The organism is Arenimonas sp. (genome assembly GCF_035312645.1).
Taxonomy (GTDB): domain Bacteria; phylum Pseudomonadota; class Gammaproteobacteria; order Xanthomonadales; family Xanthomonadaceae; genus Arenimonas.
On record NZ_DATGBO010000055.1, the window covers coordinates 1 to 21956 of the forward strand.

The 21956-nt window shown below is 64.7% G+C and carries 24 protein-coding genes; 13 read left to right on the forward strand and 11 right to left on the reverse strand.

Going from position 1 to position 21956, the window contains the following annotated elements:
• From VKM35_RS04990 to VKM35_RS05000, 3 genes are all read right to left on the reverse strand, one after another.
• Positions 1-354 (reverse strand): TraB/GumN family protein (locus tag VKM35_RS04990; protein ID WP_324318986.1); only part of this gene is annotated, 354 nt, incomplete at its 3' end.
• A gap of 91 nt (positions 355-445) precedes the next feature.
• Positions 446-1303 carry a peptide chain release factor N(5)-glutamine methyltransferase gene (gene prmC, locus VKM35_RS04995; RefSeq protein ID WP_324318988.1) on the reverse strand — a complete coding sequence of 286 codons (858 nt, stop codon included), beginning with the start codon at positions 1301-1303 and terminating at the stop codon, positions 446-448.
• A complete protein-coding gene (locus VKM35_RS05000; RefSeq protein ID WP_324318991.1) occupies positions 1303-1866 on the reverse strand; it encodes a Pycsar system effector family protein in 564 nt (187 codons plus the stop codon). The genes prmC and VKM35_RS05000 overlap by 1 nt, the downstream gene beginning before the upstream one ends.
• Before the next feature lie 37 nt (positions 1867-1903).
• Here VKM35_RS05000 and VKM35_RS05005 point away from each other — a divergent pair, with 37 nt between their 5' ends.
• On the forward strand, positions 1904-2776 hold the full coding sequence (locus tag VKM35_RS05005) for an alpha/beta hydrolase (protein ID WP_324318993.1): 873 nt from the start codon (positions 1904-1906) through the stop codon (positions 2774-2776).
• 108 nt (positions 2777-2884) lie between these two features.
• Here VKM35_RS05005 and VKM35_RS05010 read toward each other — a convergent pair whose 3' ends face one another.
• Both VKM35_RS05010 and VKM35_RS05015 read right to left on the reverse strand, forming a co-directional pair.
• Complete coding sequence (locus VKM35_RS05010; protein ID WP_324318995.1) at positions 2885-3439, reverse strand: carboxymuconolactone decarboxylase family protein; 555 nt, start codon at positions 3437-3439, stop codon at positions 2885-2887.
• 123 nt (positions 3440-3562) lie between these two features.
• A complete protein-coding gene (locus tag VKM35_RS05015; RefSeq protein WP_324318997.1) occupies positions 3563-4102 on the reverse strand; it encodes a peroxiredoxin in 540 nt (179 codons plus the stop codon).
• A gap of 128 nt (positions 4103-4230) precedes the next feature.
• Here VKM35_RS05015 and oxyR point away from each other — a divergent pair, with 128 nt between their 5' ends.
• The 10 genes from oxyR to VKM35_RS05065 all read left to right on the forward strand — a co-directional run bounded on the left by oxyR (position 4231) and on the right by VKM35_RS05065 (position 10941).
• Positions 4231-5229 (forward strand): DNA-binding transcriptional regulator OxyR, encoded by a 999-nt coding sequence (gene oxyR / locus VKM35_RS05020; protein WP_324318999.1) that lies wholly within the window; start codon positions 4231-4233, stop codon positions 5227-5229.
• Between the two features lie 190 nt (positions 5230-5419).
• Entirely contained in the window at positions 5420-5836 is a 417-nt protein-coding gene (locus VKM35_RS05025; protein WP_324319001.1) for a rubrerythrin family protein, read from the forward strand.
• 99 nt (positions 5837-5935) lie between these two features.
• Positions 5936-7261, forward strand: coding sequence for a heterodisulfide reductase-related iron-sulfur binding cluster (locus VKM35_RS05030; RefSeq protein WP_324319002.1), 1326 nt, complete (start codon positions 5936-5938; stop codon positions 7259-7261).
• Positions 7262-7270: 9 nt separating this feature from the next.
• Positions 7271-7870, forward strand: coding sequence for a DUF3501 family protein (locus VKM35_RS05035; RefSeq protein WP_324319004.1), 600 nt, complete (start codon positions 7271-7273; stop codon positions 7868-7870).
• 4 nt (positions 7871-7874) lie between these two features.
• Positions 7875-8519 (forward strand): hypothetical protein, encoded by a 645-nt coding sequence (locus VKM35_RS05040; protein WP_324319006.1) that lies wholly within the window; start codon positions 7875-7877, stop codon positions 8517-8519.
• A 170-nt stretch (positions 8520-8689) separates the two neighbouring features.
• The gene (locus tag VKM35_RS05045; protein WP_324319008.1) at positions 8690-9427 is read left to right on the forward strand and encodes an RNA polymerase sigma factor; all 738 of its coding nucleotides are present in this window, start codon (positions 8690-8692) and stop codon (positions 9425-9427) included.
• A 52-nt stretch (positions 9428-9479) separates the two neighbouring features.
• Positions 9480-9821 (forward strand): hypothetical protein, encoded by a 342-nt coding sequence (locus VKM35_RS05050; RefSeq protein ID WP_324319010.1) that lies wholly within the window; start codon positions 9480-9482, stop codon positions 9819-9821.
• Positions 9822-9851: 30 nt separating this feature from the next.
• Positions 9852-10268, forward strand: a complete 417-nt coding sequence (locus VKM35_RS05055; RefSeq protein ID WP_324319012.1) for a DUF2231 domain-containing protein — start codon at positions 9852-9854, stop codon at positions 10266-10268.
• A 65-nt stretch (positions 10269-10333) separates the two neighbouring features.
• Positions 10334-10690, forward strand: a complete 357-nt coding sequence (locus tag VKM35_RS05060) for a hypothetical protein (RefSeq protein ID WP_324319014.1) — start codon at positions 10334-10336, stop codon at positions 10688-10690.
• A gap of 62 nt (positions 10691-10752) precedes the next feature.
• Complete coding sequence (locus VKM35_RS05065) at positions 10753-10941, forward strand: hypothetical protein (protein WP_324319016.1); 189 nt, start codon at positions 10753-10755, stop codon at positions 10939-10941.
• Between the two features lie 27 nt (positions 10942-10968).
• On the opposite strand, the gene VKM35_RS05070 is transcribed toward VKM35_RS05065, so the two are convergent.
• Together VKM35_RS05070 and VKM35_RS05075 are read right to left on the reverse strand one after the other, a co-directional pair.
• Complete coding sequence (locus tag VKM35_RS05070; RefSeq protein ID WP_324319018.1) at positions 10969-11388, reverse strand: hypothetical protein; 420 nt, start codon at positions 11386-11388, stop codon at positions 10969-10971.
• A complete protein-coding gene (locus tag VKM35_RS05075; protein ID WP_324319020.1) occupies positions 11385-11951 on the reverse strand; it encodes an RNA polymerase sigma factor in 567 nt (188 codons plus the stop codon). Before VKM35_RS05075 ends, VKM35_RS05070 begins: the two co-directional genes overlap by 4 nt.
• A gap of 140 nt (positions 11952-12091) precedes the next feature.
• Here VKM35_RS05075 and VKM35_RS05080 point away from each other — a divergent pair, with 140 nt between their 5' ends.
• Positions 12092-12424: a hypothetical protein gene (locus VKM35_RS05080; RefSeq protein ID WP_324319022.1), complete on the forward strand. Its 333-nt coding sequence runs from the start codon at positions 12092-12094 to the stop codon at positions 12422-12424.
• Positions 12425-12510: 86 nt separating this feature from the next.
• Here the strand turns inward: VKM35_RS05080 and tsaB are convergent, their stop codons facing one another.
• From tsaB to mrcB, 4 genes are read right to left on the reverse strand one after another with little or no spacing between them, the layout of a single operon-like run.
• Positions 12511-13227, reverse strand: a complete 717-nt coding sequence (tsaB, locus tag VKM35_RS05085; RefSeq protein WP_324319024.1) for a tRNA (adenosine(37)-N6)-threonylcarbamoyltransferase complex dimerization subunit type 1 TsaB — start codon at positions 13225-13227, stop codon at positions 12511-12513.
• A 36-nt stretch (positions 13228-13263) separates the two neighbouring features.
• Positions 13264-15252 carry an ATP-dependent DNA helicase gene (locus VKM35_RS05090; protein WP_324319026.1) on the reverse strand — a complete coding sequence of 663 codons (1989 nt, stop codon included), beginning with the start codon at positions 15250-15252 and terminating at the stop codon, positions 13264-13266.
• A 3-nt stretch (positions 15253-15255) separates the two neighbouring features.
• Positions 15256-15765: a hypothetical protein gene (locus tag VKM35_RS05095; RefSeq protein ID WP_324319028.1), complete on the reverse strand. Its 510-nt coding sequence runs from the start codon at positions 15763-15765 to the stop codon at positions 15256-15258.
• Positions 15762-18113 carry a penicillin-binding protein 1B gene (mrcB, locus tag VKM35_RS05100; RefSeq protein WP_414636565.1) on the reverse strand — a complete coding sequence of 784 codons (2352 nt, stop codon included), beginning with the start codon at positions 18111-18113 and terminating at the stop codon, positions 15762-15764. The genes VKM35_RS05095 and mrcB overlap by 4 nt, the downstream gene beginning before the upstream one ends.
• A 129-nt stretch (positions 18114-18242) precedes the next feature.
• Here mrcB and VKM35_RS05105 point away from each other — a divergent pair.
• Positions 18243-21956: glycosyltransferase (locus VKM35_RS05105; protein ID WP_324319030.1), on the forward strand; the 3714-nt coding region annotated here is incomplete at its 3' end.

Sequence of the window (21956 nt, forward strand, 5' to 3'; positions counted from 1 at the left end):
CATCAGCGCGCCGAAAAAACCCACCTTCGCATCCAGCCCGAAACGCGGCGAATCCAGCACTTCCTGCGCCTGCGCGAGCACCGACTCCACTTCGTTCGAACGCCATTCGATGTTTTTTGGCAGCGGCGACAGCGTGCCAAGCACCCACAGCACGTGATCGCCCTTGCTGACCTTCCACATGCCCGGCCCGGTCTGCACGCCGGTGACCACCACCGGCGCGTGATCGATGACGTCACCGGCTGGCACGGCAGCAGGTGGCGTGACGGGAGTGGCCTGAGTGGCGGCGGCAGACTGCGCGAACGCCGGCCCCGCAGCCAATGCCAGAAACAGGCAGGTCAGGTTGAGAATACGCATCCGGTGAAATCCTTTTCAGTTGGTTCGCTGGCGTCCGACCCGCTGCCCACGCGCAAGTTCCGTTGCGTCCGTGGCGCGATCGGTAAGAAAATCATTCGTTGCAGTGCGCGGAGAGTTTGTTGCGCCCCAGGGTGACGCGATCACGCGCTTCGAGATCAGGCACCGTTTCCACATCGACGAAGCCGGCAGCAGTAAACAAATCCCGGATCGCGGCGCCCTGCATCCAACCATGTTCGATCAGCAAGCTGCCGCCGGGCGACAAATGCCCGCACGCATCGGCCACGATGCAGCGGATGTCGTCGAGACCATCGCTGCCCGCGACCAATGCCGAGCGTGGCTCGAAGCGCAGATCGCCCAGGTGTAGATGCGGATCGTCTTCGGCGAGATAGGGCGGATTGCTGACGATCACCTCGAAGCGCTCGTCGGCCAGCGCCGAATACCAATCACTGCGCAGGAAGCGCAGGTTCACCAGTGCAAGCGCGGCGGCATTTTTCTCCGCGACGGCGAGCGCGGGCGCGCTGGCATCGACCGCAGTCACCTGCGCAGCGCGGCGCTCGCTGGCGATCGCCAAAGCGATCGCGCCGCTGCCGGTGCCGAGATCGAGCACACGCGCCGGGGCATTCGCCGGCAGGTACGGCAACGCCAACTCGACCAGCAATTCGGTTTCCGGGCGCGGGATCAACGTGTCGGCGGTGACCGCCAACTCCAGTGACCAGAAACCGCGCCGACCACACAGATGCGCGACCGGCTCGCCGCAGGCGCGGGCAGCGACGAGGGTGGAAAATTTCCGACCTCCATCTTCATCGAGAAAATCGTCGCCATGCGCATACAACCAGGCACGGTCACGCGACAGTGCGAAGGCGAGCAGCGTCTCGGCATCGGCACGCGACGTATCGCCGGGCAGGCTGTCCGCCGCTATGCGCAGCCTCTCGGCAATCGTCGCCGGCATCAGTGCGCCAGCAAGTGGAAGGCCTCGACGATGCAGGCACAGACGAAACCGCCAAGGAAAAACAGGTAGGACAGGCGCAGGAAGCGATACTTGTAATGCGCCAGGTAGAAGCCGATCGAATAGACATCGCGGGCCATGGTTTCGTAGACCGAACCATCGGCCTTCAGCGATTCGGCGATCTCGGCGAGAAAACGCTCCTTGGGCAATTCGGCGAAGTGACCGAAGAACATCAGGTTGAACTGCGGCGGCAACGGCGCGCCGGGGGTCAGTCGCAGCGGTCGGTATTTCGGCAGCACCGCGATCACCGCCAGCAACAGTGCCGTGAGGATGAAGCCGGCCAGCGTCAGCATCGCCGCGCGCAGATCGGGGTCGCTGAGCTTGCCCAGCACCATCGTCAACACGATCGACGATACGGTGATCAGGATATTCGCCTTGGTATCGGCCATCACCGACAGCTGCACATGATGCTGTTGCATGGTGCGCAGCATGTTGTCGCCGGTATTGCGCTCGGGGATCGCGGCGAACGCGCGATTGATGCTGTCGTTGGGTTCGTTCGGGGCCATAACGCCATCCTGACAAGCTGGCGGCAATGATAGCGCCATGACGCCAATCCCCGCCCGCCCGTGCGTGTTCGCCGCCGTCCTGTCCGCCGCGCTCCTGGCCGGTTGCCAGGGCGCGTATTTCTGGGCACTCAATGCCCGCGTGCCTGTCCAGGAGGTCCAGACCACGGTGTACGACAGCGACCATCACCTGTCGCTCGATGCCTATCGCGGCCAATCCGCCGGGCCGGCGCCGGTAGTGGTCTTCATCTATGGCGGCAGCTGGCAGAACGGCGAGCGCGGCTATTATCGTTTTGTCGCCGCAGCATTCGCGCGCGAAGGCATCGCCACCGTCATCCCCGACTACCGCAAATCGCCGGCGGTGGCCTTCCCCGCCTTCATCGACGACAGCGCCCGCGCGATCGCCTGGACACGCGCGCATGCGACGGAATTCGGCGGCGATCCGGCGCGCATCTACGTGATGGGACACTCCGCGGGCGCGCACATCGCTGCCTTGCTCGGCACCGACGGGAGCTACCTCGCCCGTGTCGGAATGACACCGCGACAACTCAGCGGCGTCATCGGACTGGCCGGGCCTTATGACTTTCTGCCGATCACCGATCCGAAAATAAAAAAGGTGTTCGGTGCAGAAAAAGACTGGCCGGCATCGCAACCTGTGAATTTCGTCGACGGCGACGAGCCGCCCTTCCTGCTGCTGCATGGCGCCGCCGACAAGACCGTCTGGCCGCGCAACAGCGAACGCCTGGCGGCGAAATTACGCGCCGCAGGTGAATCCGTGACGCTGGAGATCATTCCCGGCGTCAGCCATGTCGGTCTGGTCGATGGTTTCGTTTCGGCGAAATACTCGCCGGTGCTTGCCGAAAGCCTGCGCTGGATCAAGGCCACGCCAGCGAGCAGCGCCGGCAGCAGATAAAAAAACGCCGCCGGAAAGTTCCCGACGGCGGTCTTACAAATCGGTGCAACTCTAGGTGACTGAGCATAGCCCGGCGCGGGCCTGTTCAGCCCGTGACCAAAGTCATGTTCACGCCACCGCGAGTGCGTCGATCCGTGATGTCGATTCCAGAGTGACCGCAACGGCATGCAGCACCGCCGCGATACGTACCGCGCTCTGCACGCCCTGCGCCGACGTGCCGTGCTCACGGATCACCTTTTCGTGCGAATCGACGCATTTGCTGCAGCCGTTGATCGCCGATACCGCCAGCGAGGCCAGTTCGAACGCCTGTTTCTCGATGCCTGGATTGGCCATCACGTTCATGCGCAGGCTGGTGCGCAGCGTCTCGTATTCCTTGTTCGCGCTGGTGTGCGTGAAGCGGTAATAGACGTTGGTCATCGCCATGATCGCCGCTGCAGCCTTGGCGCCACTGAGCTCGGCCTCGGAAAGCTTTTCTGCGGCGAACGCTTCGATGGCCGTCGTCAGCGCAACATTGCGCGAGGCGATCGCCGACGCCAGCGCGATCGCGCGGATCTGCAGATCGCTCAGCCCGGGCGCACCGGTCTCGGTGAGCACGCTCTCGAGATTCAGGCGCAGGTCTTTCGCGTAGTCGGGCAGCGCCGATTTGATGTCGCTGAGATTCATTTTCTTCTCCTGAAGAAACGCGGCCGAACCGGAACGATTCGGCCGCAGTTGCCTGCCGTCATGTAGGAGCGACGCGAGTCGCGACGGTCGGGATCGCGCCCTCCTACAACGATACCGAGGCGCTTACGCGACCTTGATCACGTCCTCGCCCTGCTTCCAGTTGCAGGGGCAGAGTTCGTCGGTCTGCAGCGCGTCGAGCACGCGCAGCACTTCAGCCGGGTTGCGGCCGACCGACAGGTCGGTCACGTAGACGAAGCGGATGATGCCCTGCGGATCGACGATGAAGGTCGCGCGCTGCGCCACACCTTCGTTCTTGTCGAGGATGCCCAGCGCCGAGGTCAGCTCGCGCTTGACGTCGGCGAGCATCGGGAACGGCAGGCTGTTGAGGTCCTTGTGGTGCGTGCGCCAGGCGTGGTGCACGAACTCCGAATCGGTCGAGCCGGTGAGGATCTGCGCGTCGCGGTCGACGAACTGCTGATTCACTTCCGCGAAGCCGGTGATTTCGGTCGGGCAGACGAAGGTGAAATCCTTCGGATAGAAGAACACCACCAGCCACTTGCCCTTGTAGGTGTTGTTGTCGATATCGACGAAGGCGGTGTTGAGATCGTTGGAAACGGTGGCCTTGACCTTGAACTGCGGGAATTTCTCGCCAACGGAAAGCATGGTGACTCCTTGAGGATGACTAGGGTGACGCGGGCATCGGCCCGTCTCGAACAAGTATGGGGACGCGACATTCATTTTCAAAGCACATTGTTTTTATCCCTTCGATAGGCATACGCTATTCCACAGCCATGAACCTGCGCGACCTCCGCTACCTGATCGCCCTCGCCGACCTGCGCCATTTCGGGCGCGCGGCCGCGGCCTGCCACGTCAGCCAACCGACGTTGTCGACGCAGATCCGCAAGCTTGAGGACGAACTCGGCACCGCGCTGGTCGAGCGCGCGCCGCGCCAGGTGATGCTCACGCCGGCCGGCACCGACATCGTCGAGCGCGCGCGTCGCGTCATCGCCGAGGTCGAACAGATGCGCGAGACCGCACGCCGCACCACTGATCCAGAAGCGGGCAGCGTGCGTCTCGGCCTGTTCCCCACGCTCGCGCCCTATCTGCTGCCGCACGTCGTGCCGGATATCCGTGCACGTTTTCCGCGCCTGGAATTGTTGCTGGTCGAGGAAAAAACCGAAGTGCTGCTGGGCATGCTGCGTGCGGGCCGTCTCGATGCCGCGGTGCTCGCGCTGCCGCTGCACGAAGACTGGCTGGAAGTGGATTTCCTGTTCGAGGAACCCTTCGTGCTCGCGCTGCCCGCGAGCCATCCGCTCGCCGGTCATCGCCAGCTGAAACTCGCCGAACTATCCGACCAGCATCTGTTGCTGCTCGAAGACGGCCACTGCCTGCGCGATCAGGCGCTCGAGGTCTGCACGCTCGCCGGCGCCGGCGAGAAAGAAGGCTTCCGCGCGACCAGCCTGGAAACGCTGCGGCAGATGGTCGCCGCCGGCGTTGGCATCACCTTGCTGCCGATGCTCGCGGTGAAGCCGCCGGTGCCGATCTCCGACAACATCCAGTTGCTGCCTTTCCGGAATCCACCGCCGACGCGGCGATTGGCGATGGTCTGGCGACGCAGTTCGGCGATGACGCCGTTCCTGCGCAAGCTCGCCGCCTTGCTGCGCGAGTTGCCGGCGGAACTGCTGACTTTTTCCGCGCCCACGACAACCTCGCCTGTGCGCACCGCCGTCGCCATCGAAAAGAAAATCCGCGGCAAGAAGTCCGACGAGGCATCGGCGCCGCTGAAATAATCGTGGGTTTCCGGGCAGGAACAACGCGGTCCAAGTGGCTGGCAAGGCCGCCGGAACCTGCGGCGCAGCATTCAGACGACCTATCGAAACCATCGCAACAATTTATTTCTAGCCGGCACGATCCGGGGCTATGCTCGACCCGTCCCGCGCCGCCGGGACCCTCCTCCGATCAACGCCATGAGGTCCCACCATGAGTCTCAAAGGCACGAAAACCGAAGAGAACCTGAAAGCCGCGTTTGCCGGCGAATCCCAGGCCAACCGCCGCTACCTGTACTTCGCGCAGAAAGCCGACGTCGAGGGCTACAACGATGTCGCTGCGGTGTTCCGCTCCACGGCCGAAGGCGAGACCGGCCACGCGCACGGCCACCTCGAATATCTCGAAACCGTCGGCGACCCCGCTACCGGCCTGCCGTTCGGCGGCACCGCGCTCAACCTGAAAAGCGCGATTGCCGGCGAAACCCACGAATACTCCGACATGTATCCGGGCATGGCGAAATCGGCGCGCGATGAAGGCTTCACGGAAATCGCCGACTGGTTCGAGACACTCGCCAAAGCCGAGCGCTCGCATGCCAATCGCTTCACCAAGGCTTTGGGCGAGTTGGGTTGATCTGACTGCGGATTACCGCCGTCGCCAACGCCCTCTCCTGTCCTCAGGAGAGGGCAGATCTGGCGTCGAGTTCAATGACGTACGCAGCACAGGATCCTCATGCGCGAAGGCAGCCTCGATGCCCCGACCCGCCATCCTCTCGACTGGCAGAGCGAGGATTTCTGGAACGTCGACGCGCTCAATCGCGAACTCGAACGCGTCTACGACATCTGCCACGGCTGCCGCCGCTGCGTGAGCCTGTGCCAAGCGTTTCCGGTACTGTTCGACCTCGTCGACAACTCGCCAACGATGGAAGTCGATGGCGTCGCCAAGGCCGATTACGGCAAGGTCGTCGATCAATGCTATCTCTGCGATCTCTGCTACCAGACCAAATGCCCGTACGTGCCGCCGCACCAATGGAACGTCGACTTCCCGCACCTGATGCTGCGCGCCAAGGCGATAAATCACCGCAAGGGTGAAACGAAAACGGCGGCAAAACTCATATCGAACACGCGGCTGGTTGGAAAATTCGCATCGATCCCGGTCGTCGTCGAAGCCGTGAACTGGGGCAATCAGCAGCCGCTGCTGCGCGGCGCGATCGAGAAAACACTGGGTGTGCATCGCGACGCGCAATTGCCGCGCTACCACTCGCCGACGGCGCGCGCGCGCCTGAAAAATAATCAGGATGCAGGCGATCATCCGCTCGCCGCCGGCCCGACCACCGGTAAAGTCGCGATCTTCATCACCTGCTATGGCGATCACAACCATCCGAAGATGGTCGAGGATCTCGTCGCCGTGCTGCGCCACAACGGCGTCGCGGTGAAATTGCTGGCGCGCGAGTCCTGCTGCGGCATGCCCAAGCTCGAAGTCGGCGACCTCGCCACCGTGGAAAAGTACAAACAGGCCAACCTGCCGCTGCTCATCGAGGCGGTCCAAGACGGCTGGGACCTGATCGCGCCGATTCCGTCCTGCGTGCTGATGTTCAAGCAGGAAATCCCGCTGATGTTTCCCGGCGATGCCGACGTGCAGAAGGTCAAGCGCGCGTTCTTCGATCCGTTCGAATACCTGATGCACCGGCACGGCGCCGGCCTGATGAAAACCGACTTCAAGAATCCGTTGGGCAAGATCGCCTGGCAGGCCGCCTGCCACCAGCGCGTGCAGAACATCGGCCCCAAGACCCGCGACGTGCTGCAACTCGTGCCCGGCACCGAAGTGCTGGCCATCGAGCGCTGCTCGGGCCATGACGGTACCTACGGCGTGAAGAAGGATACGTACGCGTTCGCGCGCAAGATCGCCAAGCCGGTGGAGACGCGCGTTGCGCAGGCGGCGGCCGATCACTTCACCTCCGACTGCGTGATGGCCGGCGCGCATATCGCCCATGGCCTGGATAACGGCACCCTCGCCGAACATCCGATCAGCCTGATCCGCCAGGCCTATGGCATCTGAGGCACTGCCATGAATATGATCCCGGGCATGACCAAGCTCACCCACGAAGACCTGCTGTCGCTGGAACGCTACGCCGGCGAACGCAGCGAATTCCGCCAGCGCGTGATCGCGCACAAGCACATCCGCAACATCCGTCTCGGCGGGCATGTCAGCCTGCTGTTCGAAGATCGCCTCACCGTGCAATACCAGGTGCAGGAAATGCTGCGCATCGAACGCATCTTTGAAGCCGCCGGCATCCAGGACGAACTCGATGCCTACAACCCGTTGATCCCCGACGGCAGCAACCTCAAGGCAACGATGCTGTTCGAATTCACCGATCCGGAAGTCCGCGCGCAGCGGCTCGCGCAACTCGGTGGCATCGAGCACCGCGTCTATGCCGAAGTCGCCGGTCACGCCCGCGTGCTCGCCTTCGCTGACGAAGACCTGGATCGCAGCGACGCTGGCAAGACGTCTGCGGTGCATTTCCTGCGCTTGGAATTTTCCATGCAGGCCATCGCCGCCCTGCGCGATGGCGCCGCACTCGCGATCGGCATCGAAGACCCACGCCTGCCCGAGCGCATCGAACTCAACCAAGACCAGCGCCAGGCGCTGCTCGCCGATTTCGGCTGACCCTATGCCGCGCTGGCTCTGGATAGCAATCGCAGCGACCTTCCTGCTCCTGGTCTGGATGTCGCATGGCCACAAGGCGCCACTGCCGGCGACTGCCGCGGCGGGCGGCGGGCCGATCGCCTGCACGCTGCCGCCTTCATTCGTCACGCCTGACCAACCCCTGCAGAGTCCGGTCGACGGCCGTATGTCGCCGGTGCGCATGGGCAATGCCACGATCACACCGCTCGCAGGTTTCAGCCTGGAAGCGCGCGTGCTGTCGCGCGAGGATTATTCGCTGGGCACCGAAACGAAATATTCGCCGACCGATCTCGCTCTGGGCTGGGGACCGATGGCGAACCCGCAGGTCAGCGATCGCCTCGACATCTCGCAGTCGGGCCGCTGGTATCACTATCGCTGGGGCAGCGACGGCCCGCCGATCCCGCTGCAACAGATCATCGTCAGCAGCGCCAACATGCACATGATCCCCGCGGACGGTGGCGTCGCCGATGCCCTGTCCCGTGTCCGCCAGGGCGATACCGTGCGCGTCAACGGCTGGCTGGTGCGCGTCGACAGCGACGACAACTGGCATTGGCAAAGTTCGCTTACCCGCGAGGACAGCGGCGGCGGCGCCTGCGAAGTCATCTATCTTTGCTCGATCTCGAGCCGCTGACCATTCTGCGCAGGAGCGGGCATGACCGCGACCTATTCCGATTGCCGCAGCGTTTCTGACCACGGCTGACCTCGCTCGCAGGAAGTGCAAAGTCGCGGCCATGTCCGCTCCTACGAAAGCCGGGAACCTCGACCGCACTGCTGCATCCGATCAGGGAAGAGGGAGACATCATGGCCACGCACGACCCCGCCGTACGCATCGACTATGACGCGCTGACCGACCTGGACTTGGTCGATCTCGCGCGCCACGGCCATCGCGAGGCGTTCCGGCACATCATGCAGCGCTGCAACCAGCGCCTGTTCCGCATCGCCCGTGGCGTCGCCGGCGACGATTCGGAAGCCGAGGACATCGTCCAGGAAGCCTACGCCCGCGCCTTCGAGAATCTTGACGGTTTCCGCGGCGAAGCCGCGCTGCTTACCTGGATGACCCGCATCGTGCTCAATGAAGCCTATGGCCGCGTGCGCCAGCATCGACCGACCGCGACCGTCGAGGAAATCGACAGCGCGCAGGCCAGCGACAATCGCGTGCTGCATTTCCCCGCACGTTTCGGCAGCGAGGATCCGGCCGCCGCCGCAACCCGTGCACAGATCCGCGCCTTGCTCGAACGCGCGGTCGACAACCTGCCGGAAGATTTCCGCATCGTCTTCATGATGCGCGAGATCGAAGAGTGCACCGTCGAGGAAACCGCGCTCAGCCTCGGCATCCGCGCCGAAACCGTCAAGACCCGCCTGCATCGCGCGCGCCGCCTGCTGCGCATCGCCTTGCAGGACACGCTCGCGACCACCTTGACAGAAGCGTTCCCGTTTCTTGGAGCGCGCTGCGATCGCATGACCACGAACATGCTGGCGCGACTCGACGCTGGACTTGCTGCAGAAAAAATTCCGGGCAGCGACGAACGCACGGAGTGATCCGCATCTTCCCGAACTGATCCGACACCGCCGCTTCACCAAGGAGAACACCATGTTGCAATATGCCGTCCTGATTTTCGCCATCGCTGCCGTCGGCGGTCTGGTGCTCGCCGCCAGCGTGTTGCGCGGAAAACTCGCGCCCTGGGCCTTGTCGATCGTGCATGCATTGCTCGGTGCCACCGGTCTGGTGCTGCTCCTGCTCACGGTATTGCAAGACGGCGGCGCTGCCCGCGTCAGTGCGGCGCTGGGCTTGCTCGTGGTCGCCGCACTCGGCGGTTTCTATCTCGCCTCGTTTCACGCGCGCAAGAAAATCGCACCGAAACTCGTCGTGGTGATCCACGCCGGCGTCGCGGTCGCGGGCTTCCTCACCCTGCTCAGCGTCGTCCTGCTTTAGTCGTCGCTACGGTCGATCGGGGCAACACGCATGAGCCATCCACTGCATCCTGCCCTCGTGCATTTTCCGATCGCCTGCTGGTCGCTGGCGACCATCGCCGATGTCATGAGCCCGTGGTGGGGAAAGCCGGCCTGGCAATTGGCCGGCGTGCTGATGGCCATCGGCCTGGTCACCGCGATCGCGGCGATGGCCAGCGGTTTCGTCGAACTGATCAAGATCGACGAAGCGAATCCGGCGCTGCGCGATGGCAATCGTCACATGCTGTTCGTCATCGCGGCATGGACGGGCTACGCGACCAGTCTGTTTCTGCGCTGTCAGGGCATGAGCCTCAATGCTCCCGGCACCCTCGCGATCACGATCAGCCTGGCCGGCTTCGTCTGCCTCGGCATCGCCGGCTGGCTGGGCGGAAAACTCGTCTACCAACACGGCGTCGGTCGCACGCGCTGACGCCTGGGGATTTGTCGCAGCGTTGCGACTATTCTGTGGCGAACCGGCGACGCGAGGGCCCCGACATGAAAGCCACGTTTGCTTCGGTGACGCCGATGATCCCCAGCGGCAACAGTCTCGATGACGCACTCGCGTTCCACTGCCAGCACATGGGTTTCGAAATTATCTGGCGCGATGGCAACATGGCCGGGATCGCCCGCGATGGCGTGGCGTTCAATCTTGTCGAAAACAGCGAACGCCTGTGGGCCGACAACGCCAGCTTCAGCATCGGCGTGCGTGACCTGGCGGCGTTGTACGCCGAGTATCGCGACCTCCCCGCGCGAGTTGGCCCGCTCGAAGAAAAATCCTGGGGCCGCGTGGAATTCCACCTGATCGCGCCGTCGGGCGTGTGTTTCCAGTTTTACGAGCGCGAACCGGGCTGAGCCGCTTTCATTGCGTCTTCGGCGCACAATGCCTTCGATCCCATCGGATCGAAGGAACGGACATGTCCACGTCTTCTTTCAACAAGATCGCCGCCACGGTTTTCGGCATCGTCGCGTTGGCGCACGCAGCACGATTGGCGATGGCGCTTCCGGTGCAGATCGGCACGTTGCCGGTGCCTGTCTGGGTTTCCTGGGCCGGCTTGATCGTTGCTGGTGCGCTCTGCATCTGGGGTTTTCGCGCCAGAAGCTAACTTTTTCCCGGCGGCGGGCCGCGCGGTTCAACGCAGCTGCGGCAACGGCTGCCAGAGGCGATCCACCAGCGCGACCGCGACCATTCCGAACGCGGCTACCAGCAACAGCGACGCCGGCAGCGGTTGTCGCGACAGCCAATGCAACGATGTCGCGATGGCCGCGGCGATCGCTGGCAATGCGGTGAAAACCCCCACCAACGTCAACGCACAAGCCAGGAATCGCATCAGGGCCATTTCAATGCCGGCGCTTTCCTCGCGCGCCTGCCAGCGTTGCAATACCGACCGCGCGAAGTCCGGCGGCAGCATCGCCGGCGGTGGCTGCCGCAATGCACGCAGCAGCAGGCGATAGGCGTCGACCTGCGGATCGCGCGTGGAAGATGCGTCGCGTTCGGCGCGTGCGGCGGCCTCCTGCCAGCGTTCGTGTTGGTCTTGCTCGTTCCGGTTCATGCGGGGGCTCCCAGCGTGTTTTCCAGGGTTTGGCGCAGGCGATGGCGGGCGCGGAAAAGATAATTCTTGACCGTGCCGATCGGCAGGCCGGTGATCTGGGCGATATCGCCAATGCCCAGTTCCTCGAGATGAAACAACGTGACCAAGGTGCGTTGCATCGCCGGCAATTGCTCGATCGCTTCACCCAGATGCTGCATCAGTTCTTCGTCCAGGCTCGCCGCCTCCAGATCGAAGCCGTCGCCGATCTGGTCAAACAAACTGCCCTCGCCGTCTTCGTCGCTGGCGCTGACCAGCGGCAGCTTTTTCTTCTGCAGATGCCTCGCGGCGATCGAGAAAGCGATGCGACCGATCCAGGTTGCCAGCGAGCTCTCGAACCGGTATTGACCCAGGCAGTCGTGCACGCGCAGGAACACATCCTGGCAGAGTTCACGTGCGTCTTCGGGCTGCTGCACCATGCGCTGGACCAGATGCCAGACCAGCGCCTGATGGCGGGCGATCAACTGCTCGAACGCGCCCGGGCGGCGTTCCAGTACGGCGGTGACCATGTCTTGATCCGGGCTCATCGCCAGAGTGATACCGCCAGCAGGGCCAGGGTTGCAGGCTACCGCGAAAAATATTTTCCGGCGCGGGTGCAACCGCCGGCACACTGACCGCGTCCATCGCCGTGAAGGGCCATGGTGGCCCCGCCTACTGGAGTTGTCCCATGGATTTCGATGCCGCCCTTTTGGTCCCCATCACCCTCATCGTCTGCATCACCCTGGCGATCAAGATCGTCGTCGATTCGCGGCTGCGCCGCCGTCTTGCCGAAACCAATGCCTCCGATGACCTGATCAAGGCGATGCTGCTCGCCGACGAACAGACGCGGCGCCTGTCGGCATTGAAGTGGGGCCTGGTGCTGACGCTGCAGGGCCTGGCGTTCGGCCTGATCGGCTGGATGGGCATCGAGCAGCTCACGCCGGGCGCCGCCGGGCTGTTGCTGGGCGCTGCCGGTGTCGGTCTGCTCGGCTATCACGCGATGGTCAATCGCGTGCGCTGAAAAGTTTTGACGACGAAACCGCGCGGGAGCCCGCGCGGCTTTCTCGTTTTCGGCTTTTTCCGATCACGAGTTTCGCTCGCGATGCTTCAGTCGTTTGCGCGTTCACGCGCGCTGCGCTGTTCCGCCAACGTCAACGCGACCTTGTTGCGCAGGTAGGCCGGCTCGAGCAGATCGGCGGCGATCGCCTCGCCGCGCGCATGCGCACGCACCGCCAGACGCGCGATGTCGATGGCATGCGGCAAGGCCGCGGCATCATGATCGACCAGTCGATCCGCGAGCGCCGCGACCAGCGCCGAATCCATCGCCGCGAATCCCGTGCCCACACCGCGGCAGCGCGCATCGCCGGCAAGCGTCGTCGCCGCCGGCGTCGCCATCCATTCCTCGCCGATCGCCGTCACCAGGCCGTCAGCATCGGCGACAAAGCGGCCGAGATAGATTTCGCCCATGCGTGCATCGATCGCGGCGAGGATTTCAGCGTTCGCGTGCGCCGCAGGCACCGCGCGCATCGCCAATGCCGCGAGCGTCGATATCGCCAGCACCGGGCGATCCAGTGCCAGCGCCATGCCCTGCGCCAACGCGACGGCGAGGCGCACGCCGGTGAATGCGCCCGGCCCGCGACCGACCGCGATCGCATCGATCTGCGCTTTCGCGATACCGGCCTCGGCCAGCAATTCTTCCGCCCACGGCAACGCCAGTTCGGTGTGACGGCGCGGCGCGACCTCGTAACGCTCGCGCATCTCGCCGTCAATCCACAGCGCGACGGAACAGGCTTCGGTGCTGGTATCGAAAGCGAGCAACTTCATGACGGGCAGTTTCCGGCAATGCGGCAGGACATCAGCCTACTCCCAACGATTTTCGGGATAGGACGAAAGCGTCGTCGCCAACCAATCGGGCTCCGGCTCGGGCGGCGCGTCGTGGCCGAAGAAGCGCTGCACATCGGCCAGCGAACGCGTGCGCGGCAGCGGCGGCAGGCTGTCGAGAAACAGACGGCCGTAACTCTTGCCGACCAGGCGCGGATCGCAGAGCACGAGCACGCCGCGATCCTCGAACGTGCGGATCAGGCGCCCCGCGCCCTGCTTGAGCGCAATCACTGCCTGCGGCAATTGTTCGTCGCGGAACGGATTGCCACCGGCGCGACGCACCGCTTCCAGGCGCGCCTCCAGCACCGGATCGTCGGGCGCGGCGAATGGCAGGCGATCGATCACCACCACCGACAGCGCTTCGCCAGCAACATCCACGCCCTCCCAGAAACTCGCCGCACCGAGCAGCACGCCATTGCCGGAGTGGCGGAATTGTTCCAGCAGCACGTTTCTCGGTGCCGTGCCCTGCACGAACAACGGCCACGGACAATCCTTCAAGGCCTCGGCGGCTTCGCGCAGCGCGCGATGCGAGGTGAACAACAAAAAAGCGCGACCGGCGGACGCTTCCAGCACCGGCCAGACTGCTTTCACCAATGCTTCGCCATAACCACGCAGATTCGGCTCGGGCAATCCGCGCGGCAGATAGCACAGCGCCTGGTTCGGCCAGTCGAACGGGCTTGGCTGCAGCAAGGTGTTCGGCGCATCGAGCCCGAGGCGCGTGGCGATGTGATCGAAATCGCCGGCAACCGCCATCGTCGCGGAAGTGAAAATCCAGGCAGCGCGCGATTGCTCGCGATAATTGCGCAGCGGGCCGGAGACATCGAGCGGCGTGCGCTGCAGCGTGAAGCCGCGCTGCGTCAATTCGTACCACCGTACCGCATCGTCGCCGCTTTCCACGTCGCTCCAGCGACGAAGCCGCAGTAACACCACATTCGCCCTTTCAACACAGGCGGTGAATCCCGGCGACGCTTCCGCCAATGGCAGCAAACCGGTATGGAATTCTTCCAGCGCCGTCTGCAGGGCCGTCAATGCCGCGGCTGCGCCGGCATTGCCGCGCAGGCGTGCGACATTGCCGCGCGTGGCCATGCTGTCCATCGCCAGACGCAGTTCGCGCACCGCGTGTTCCAACGTGCGCATCGGCTGCTGCACGCTGGCCAGTGCGCCGGGCACGTTCGCCGATTCCTTGAGCGCATCGCGCGCCAGCTCGAGCAATTGCCGCGCGCCGAGGCCTTCGCCGAAAAACTGCGCGGCGAGTTCCGGCAACTGATGCGCTTCATCGAGCACGAACGCCGAGGCGCCGGGCAGGATCTCGCCGAAGCCCTCCTGCTTGATCGCAAGATCGGCGAGCAGCAGATGATGGTTGACCACGACGATGTCGGCCGACTGCGCTTCCTGGCGCGCCTTGACCACGAAACATTCCGACCAGAATGGGCATTCACTGCCGAGACAATTGTCGGCAGTCGAAGTGACCTGCGGCCAGAGCGGGCTGTCCTCGGCGATATCGGGCAGTTCGGAGAGATCGCCGCGCTGACTGCGACCGCTCCACGCCACCACACGCTGGAATTGCGCGGCGACTTCGCGGCTGATGAAACGCTCGCCCTTGGCCTGCTCCATGCGATAGCGACACAGATAATTGCTGCGGCCCTTGAGCAATGCCGTTTTCATGCTGGCGCCGAGCGCGGCACGCACACGCGGCAGATCGCGATGGTAGAGCTGGTCCTGCAGGGCACGCGTGCCGGTGGAAATGATCACGCGATCGCCCGACAACAAGGCCGGCACGAGATAGGCGTAAGTTTTTCCGGTGCCGGTACCGGCCTCGGCGATCAGCGTGGCGCGCTGATCGATCGCATCGGCGACGGCTTCGGCGAGATGCTGCTGCGCCAGCCGCGGCACATAACCCTCGAGCTTGTCGGCAAGCGGGCCGTCGGCGGCGAGCGCGGCCTGCGCGCGGTTCGACAGATCGGACACGTGTTACATGCGCACTGGCGGCGTCACCGCGCAGGCGGGGACATGCTGCTGCGCCTGCGCGGCGCCGGCGGCATCGCCATGGGCTTCGCGTGCGAAACGGATCGTGGTCCAGTTGCGCCGGCACAAACCGCCGAGCTTCGGACCTTTGGCATAGGACTGCGTCGCGAATTGTTCGGCCTGCGCCCAACCACGCGTGACCAGCGCGATCTCGGCCTGCCACTGCAGCAGATCGGGATCGTTGGGCATCAGCTGCAGCGCCTGCGCGAGCGCGCGATTGGCGCCGACGTAATCACGACCGTTCTCGGCCTGCGTCGCCGCCGCGCGCAGATCCTCGACCTGCGGATCGCGCAGCGGCTGTACGTCGAGTTCAACGCCCGTCACGCCGGCCGCGCGCACCTGCGCGAGCATTTCGTTCGGCGACAGATGATGCGTACCGGCACTGCCACCGCTGCTGGCACCACAGCCGCTCAACATCAGGCCGATGAAAACGAAGGCGAGGACGAGACGTGTCATTGCTGTTGATCCGCCGGTGGCGGCGGAGGCGGATTGTCGCCGCCGCCATTGAGGTGGAACCAGTCGAGCCAGTTGCTCTCCTGGCAGGTCTTGTGTTCGTTGGGCAGGTAGCCGCTCACGAACGCGGCGCGGCGCGCGCCCGGGCAGGTTTCTTCGGTGGTGGCGAATTCGCTGGCATCGAGCCAGGTCCATTCGATGCCCTGCCCGCTCACGGTCAGCGGTTGCGTCGGCAATTTCTCGAACAGCGCCGACCACACGCGCATCGCGCCAGTGGCGCCGTACAAGCCGGTGGGTTCGTTCTTGTCGTTGCCCATCCACACCACCGCCAGATGATCGCCGGTGTAACCGGCATACCAACTGTCGCGGCTGTCGTTGCTGGTGCCGGTCTTGCCCGCCGATTGCAACGGGCCGAGACCATCGGCGACGAGTTGATGCGCGGTGCCGTTGGTCACCGTGCCCTGCAAGGCCAGTGTGACCAGACGCGCAGCGATCGCGTCGCCTTCCTGCGCGGGCTCGGCGTGGAAATCGTAGCGATTGATCGCCTTGCCCTGCGGATTGAGCACGCCGCGCACTGCACGCAGCGGCTGCACCTGTCCGCCCGAAGCGAGGAACTGGTACATCTGCGCCATCGAAAACACCGACAGGTCGACCGAGCCGAGGATCAGCGACGGATTCGGTTCGGCCTTCAAACCACCGAGCACCTGCAGCAGTTGCGCGAGGCGATCCGGACCGACGTCCATGCCCACGCGCACCGTCGCCTGGTTGTAGGAATGCGCGAGCGCCGAAGCGACGGTGACATTGCCATGCGATTGATTGTCGGAATTCTGCGGGCGCCAAGTCTTGCCGTTCGGCTGCGTGACTTCGACCGGACTGTCGTCGACCCAACTCGCCAGCGAATACCGCTCCGGCTGCGCGAGCGCGAGCAGATACACGAAGGGCTTGAGCAGGGATCCGACCGGACGCTGCGATTCCAGCGCGCGATTGAAACCGGGCTCGTCGGATTTGCGGTTGCCGACCATCGCGAGAACTTCGCCGTTGCCGGTATCGGTCACCACCATGCCGGCCTGCAATTCCGGGCCGCCCTTGCGTTCGACCTTGGCCAGCGACGTGGTGACCGCGCGCTCGGATAAGGTCTGCGCCGACGGTGCCAGCGTGCTCATCACCGACAGGCCAGCACCGCGCAGTGCATCGGCGGGATAGTCGCGCGCGAGTTGCCGGCGTACCAGATCCATGAAGGCCGGCGCGCGATTGCGCGCCACGCCCGGGCGGCTGCTGACGCCCAGCGGCGTCGCATTGGCGCGCGCGGCTTCAGCCGGCGTGATCAGGCCGAGTTCTTCCCAGACCGCGAGCACCGTGGCGCGACGCTTGATCGCGCGTTCCGGATGCAGACGCGGATCCCAGTAACCCGGCCCCTGGATGATGCCGACCAACAGTGCAAGATCCTCGGTGCGCAGCGTCGACAGATCGCGGCCGAACCAGAAATCCGAACCCGCGGCGACGCCGCGCACCGACTGGCTGCCGGTCTGGCCGAGGTAGACCTCGTTGAGATAGGCCTCAAGGATGCGGCGCTTGTCGAAGCGCGCCTCGATGATCAGCGCGTACATCGCTTCCTTGACCTTGCGCGACACCGTCTTGGTGTTGCTCAGGAACAGACTGCGCACCATCTGCTGGGTGATCGTGCTGGCGCCCTGCTCGAATTCGCCTTCACGGATGTTGACCCAGATCGCGCGCATCACGCCCCAGGGATCGATGCCGTGGTGGTATTTGAAGTTGCGATCCTCGACCGCCTGCAGGCCGGTGATCAGCAGCTCCGGCACTTCTTCCATGCGCACCAGGCGGCGCTCTTCCTCGGTGTTGCCATAAAGCGTGGCGATGCGCGCAGGATCGACGCGGGCGCTGTCGAGGCGACGTTTTTTATCGGCATCGCGCACGGTGGCGACACGAGCGCCAGCCAACGTCACATCGAGATGCCGCGCCGGCACCGGGCCATCGAGATCGATGAAGTCACGCGTGGCGACCAGGAAATGATTGCCGTCGCGTACATAGGTGCCGGGCAATTGGCTGCCGGCATCCTTGCGATATGCAGCGGCGGCGAGTTCGATTTCGAAGGTGTCGCCATCGAGGCGCACGCCCTCCTTGAGCAGCAGCGGGCGCGCATAGACGCGCGTCGGCACCTGCCATTGCAACTGCGCGAATTCCTGCCGCACCTGCTTGTCGAGGTGCCAGATATACGGTCCGCCGATGCCGATCAGCAGTCCCAGGCCGAGCAGGCCCAGACGCCAGGTCCAGCGCCAGATCCGGCGCAACAGGGTTTCGTTTTCGGGCCCGGGGGCAGCGGTGTCGGTCAAGGATGTGGATAATCTGGGGTTTGCGCGAGTTTATCAGGCCTGCCCGGCCACTCCCCGTCTTCAGGCTGAAAAATGCGAGAACCGTCACTGCCCGTCCTCAGCCTTTGGTCCGACCGACCCGGGGCGTCTATGGACGGGCTGCCTGAACAGATCGAGCGCCTCGAAGGCATTGCCGATTCGCCCGCCGCCGCACTGGCGAAAGCGGGCGCGTTGCGTCCTGGTCGCGATGTCCTGCTCTGCGTCGCCGGCGCGCATTGGCCTGCCGATGCCTGGTCACGACTGCATTCGGCCTGGTGCGAATCCCCGGATACATCCGTGCTGTCGCCGCTGTCGGCAGCGCTGTTGCCGGCGCTGCCTGAATGCGATGCCGAAACGATCGCGGCTTTGTGCTGGACGCATGGCGAACACGCGAGTTTCGCTGTCGATGGTTTTGCGCCGGGCTGCAGTCTCTGGCGCGCCGAGGCCGTGGCTGCGCTGACGGCAACATCAACAGCACCGCCCCTTTGCCCGCAACGCGCGCGCCTCCTGCCCTGCGTCTGGGTCGGCGCCGCTGCAGCAGCGATGCCAGAGCCGTTGCATCATCTCGCGATCGATTTGCTGCAGGAAAAATTGCTCGCCTCATCCGGTGACGTCGTGCCGCGCCTGCGTCGCGGGCAGCCGGTGTTGCTGCATGTGCTGCACAACTGGGGTGGCGGCATCGAACGCTTCGCGCGCGACCTCGCCACCGCCGACACGCAACGCCAGCATCTGTTCCTCGTCGCCAGCGGCGAACTGCATTGGCCACCGTTCGGTCGTTTCCTGGGCCTGCACCACGATCTCGATCAACCACCGCTGCGGCGATGGCAACTCGCCGAACCGATCGAGGACACGGCGATCCGGAATCAGGAAGTCGCGCAGTTGCTCGCGCAGATCGGCGCCGACTGGGGCGTCGGCGCGGTGCTGGTGTCTTCGCTGATCGGGCACAGCCTCGACGTGTTGCGCACGGGTTTGCCGACCGCGTTCTGCGCGCATGACGCCTACCCATTTTGGCCGCTGCTGCACCAATTGCCTGAAGGCGCGGCCGACGCGATCGCCGACGAAACACTGGCCGCGTCGATCAGTGGCAGTCAGCCGACTTTCCTGTTTCCGCACCAGGATCCGCGACGCTGGCGAAACTTGCGCGGCGAAACGCTGGCTGCGCTGCGTGCCGCCGAAGCAACGATGGTGACGCCCTCGGAATCGGCACGGCAACGCATGCTGCGCCTGGTTCCCGAACTCGCGGCATTTTCCTGGCAGGTGATCGCGCATGGCTCCCCGGCCATCGATGCACCGCTGGCGTGGGCGCCACAATCGGAACGACCGCTGCGCGTTCTGATTCCTGGCCATCTTTCCGGCGGCAAGGGCGAGACTTTGCTCGATCAGTTGCTGCCGCAGCTCCCGGCGAATGTCGAACTCATCGCGCTCGGCAGCGGCAACGCCGCCGCGGACAAATACGCTGGCGACCCGCGCCTGCAGATTCAGGCCCGCTATGAGCACGCACAATTGCGCGATCGCGTCGAGGCGCTGCAACCGGATATCGCGATGCTGCCATCGACCGTGCCGGAAACCTGGAGTTACACGCTGTCGGAAATGACGGCGCTCGGCCTGCCTTGCCTGTGCTCGCGACTCGGCGCGTTGGCAGAGCGGATCGAGTCCTCCGGCTACGGCTGGCTGGTCGCTGCCGATGCACAATCCTTTGCGGCGATGCTGACAGAACTCGCCGCCGACCGCGAAAAAGTCCGGGCGATGCGCGCGCGGCCGCGGCCGCGTTTGCCCAGCCTGGAAGCGATGACCGATGCCTGGCGCATTGCCTGCCCGGCACAGGCCCGGACGCCGCGACTGGCCGCCGCCGAGCCGGACCGATCGGCGCGGATGGGACCGGAAATTTCGGAACGGCGCGCACGGGTAGAAAGCGCGGCGGCCGAGCAGATGCGGCAATCGCTGCAGATGGAACTCGGACTTGCCAACACAGACCGTCAGCAGCTGCAGGAGGCCGCACTCGCCTCGGAAACGGCGCAACACGCCTACCGGACGCTCATCGCGAGCAACGAACAAGCGCTGCGCGAGCGCGAGACAGAGCTTTCGGCGCTACAGCAGCAACTGCTCGAAGCGCAGCAACTGCATGCGCAGGTGGAACAGCGGCACACCACGCTGCAGGAAAGCCACGACGAATTGCAGCGGGGACATGCCGAGGCGGCACGGCAAATCGCCGAAATGGCACAGCGGCAACGCGCACTGGAACAACAGCAGATCGCGATCGGCCAGCAGCGCGACGACCTCGCCGCCCGCGAAGACGAACTCTCCGCCGCACTGACGAAATCCTACGTGTACTACGAGCAGGACACCCGCGATCTTGCCTGTCAGCGCGATCAGGCACTGGCGATGCGCGACGCCAATGACGCGCAGCTCGCATTGATCCAGCGCAGTCGCTCCTGGCGCATGACGCGACCACTGCGCTTTCTCTCGCGATGGCTGCGCGAACGCACGCTGACCTTGCAATACCGCCTGCGCCGGATGTCGTCGACGCTGACGCGGGCGACTCGAAGCCTGCGCACACGCGGCCTGGTGCAGAGTTGGCGCCGCCTGCGGCAAAACCTCGACCACCGCACCGAGTTACGCCGCCTGCAGTTGCCCGACGCGGCATCGCCGCTGGCCGTCGATGCAGTCGCGCTGCAGCTGCCGCGCTCGCCAACGCCACGCGCCAGCATCGTCATCCCGGTCTTCAACCAGATCGACTACACGCTGCGTTGCCTGCGCTCGCTCGCCGACAGCGGCGATGCGACGACGATCGAGATCATCGTCGTCGATGACGCCTCCAGCGATGCCGGCGCACAGTGGCTGCCGGCCATCAGCGGCCTGCGTTACCAGCGCAACACCGTCAACCTGGGTTTCATCGGCTCCTGCAATGCCGGTGCCGCGAACGCGAACGGCGAGTTTCTGGTCTTCCTCAACAACGACACCGTCGTCCAGCCCGGCTGGCTCGATGCGTTGCTGTCGACGTTCGAAAGCCATCCCGATACCGGCCTCGTCGGCGCCAAACTCGTCTACCCGGACGGGCGCCTGCAGGAAGCCGGCGGCATCCTGTTTTCCGACGCCAGTGGCTGGAACTACGGACGTTTCAACGATCCTGCGGACCCCCGCTACAACTTCGTGCGCGACGTCGATTACTGCTCGGGCGCCGCGATCGCGCTGCGCCGCGCGCTGTTCGCGCAGCTTGGCGGCTTCGATGCGCACTACGCGCCGGCGTATTACGAAGATGCCGACCTGGCGATGCGGGTGCGCGAATGCGGCCTCACGGTTCGCTACCAGCCGGCGTCGGTGGTGATCCACTACGAAGGAATCACCTCTGGTACCGATCTGACGCAGGGCGTGAAGTCCTACCAGGTCACCAACCAGAAGAAATTCCTCGCGCGCTGGGCCACCGTGTTGGCGAAGGATCATCCCGCGCCAACGCTGGCGGCCGATATCGATCGCGCCGCCAGGCATCGCTATCGCCGCCAGGTGCTGGTGCTCGACGCCTGCACGCCGATGCCCGATCGCGATGCCGGTTCGCTGCGCATGTTCGAGATACTGCAATTGCTCGCGCAGGAAAATTGCGCCAGCAGCTTCTTCGCCGAAAACCATCACCACGACGGTGCCTATACCGCCAGCCTGCAGCAGTTGGGCGTCGAAGCCTGGTGGCATCCCTGGCTCGATGACGTGCCGCGCTGGCTCGGTCAGCATGGCGCGCGTTTTGACCTGATCATCGCTTCGCGTCATTACGTGCTGGCGCCGCTGCTGCCCTTGCTGCGCCGCTATGCGCCGCAGGCGCGGATTGTGTTTGAT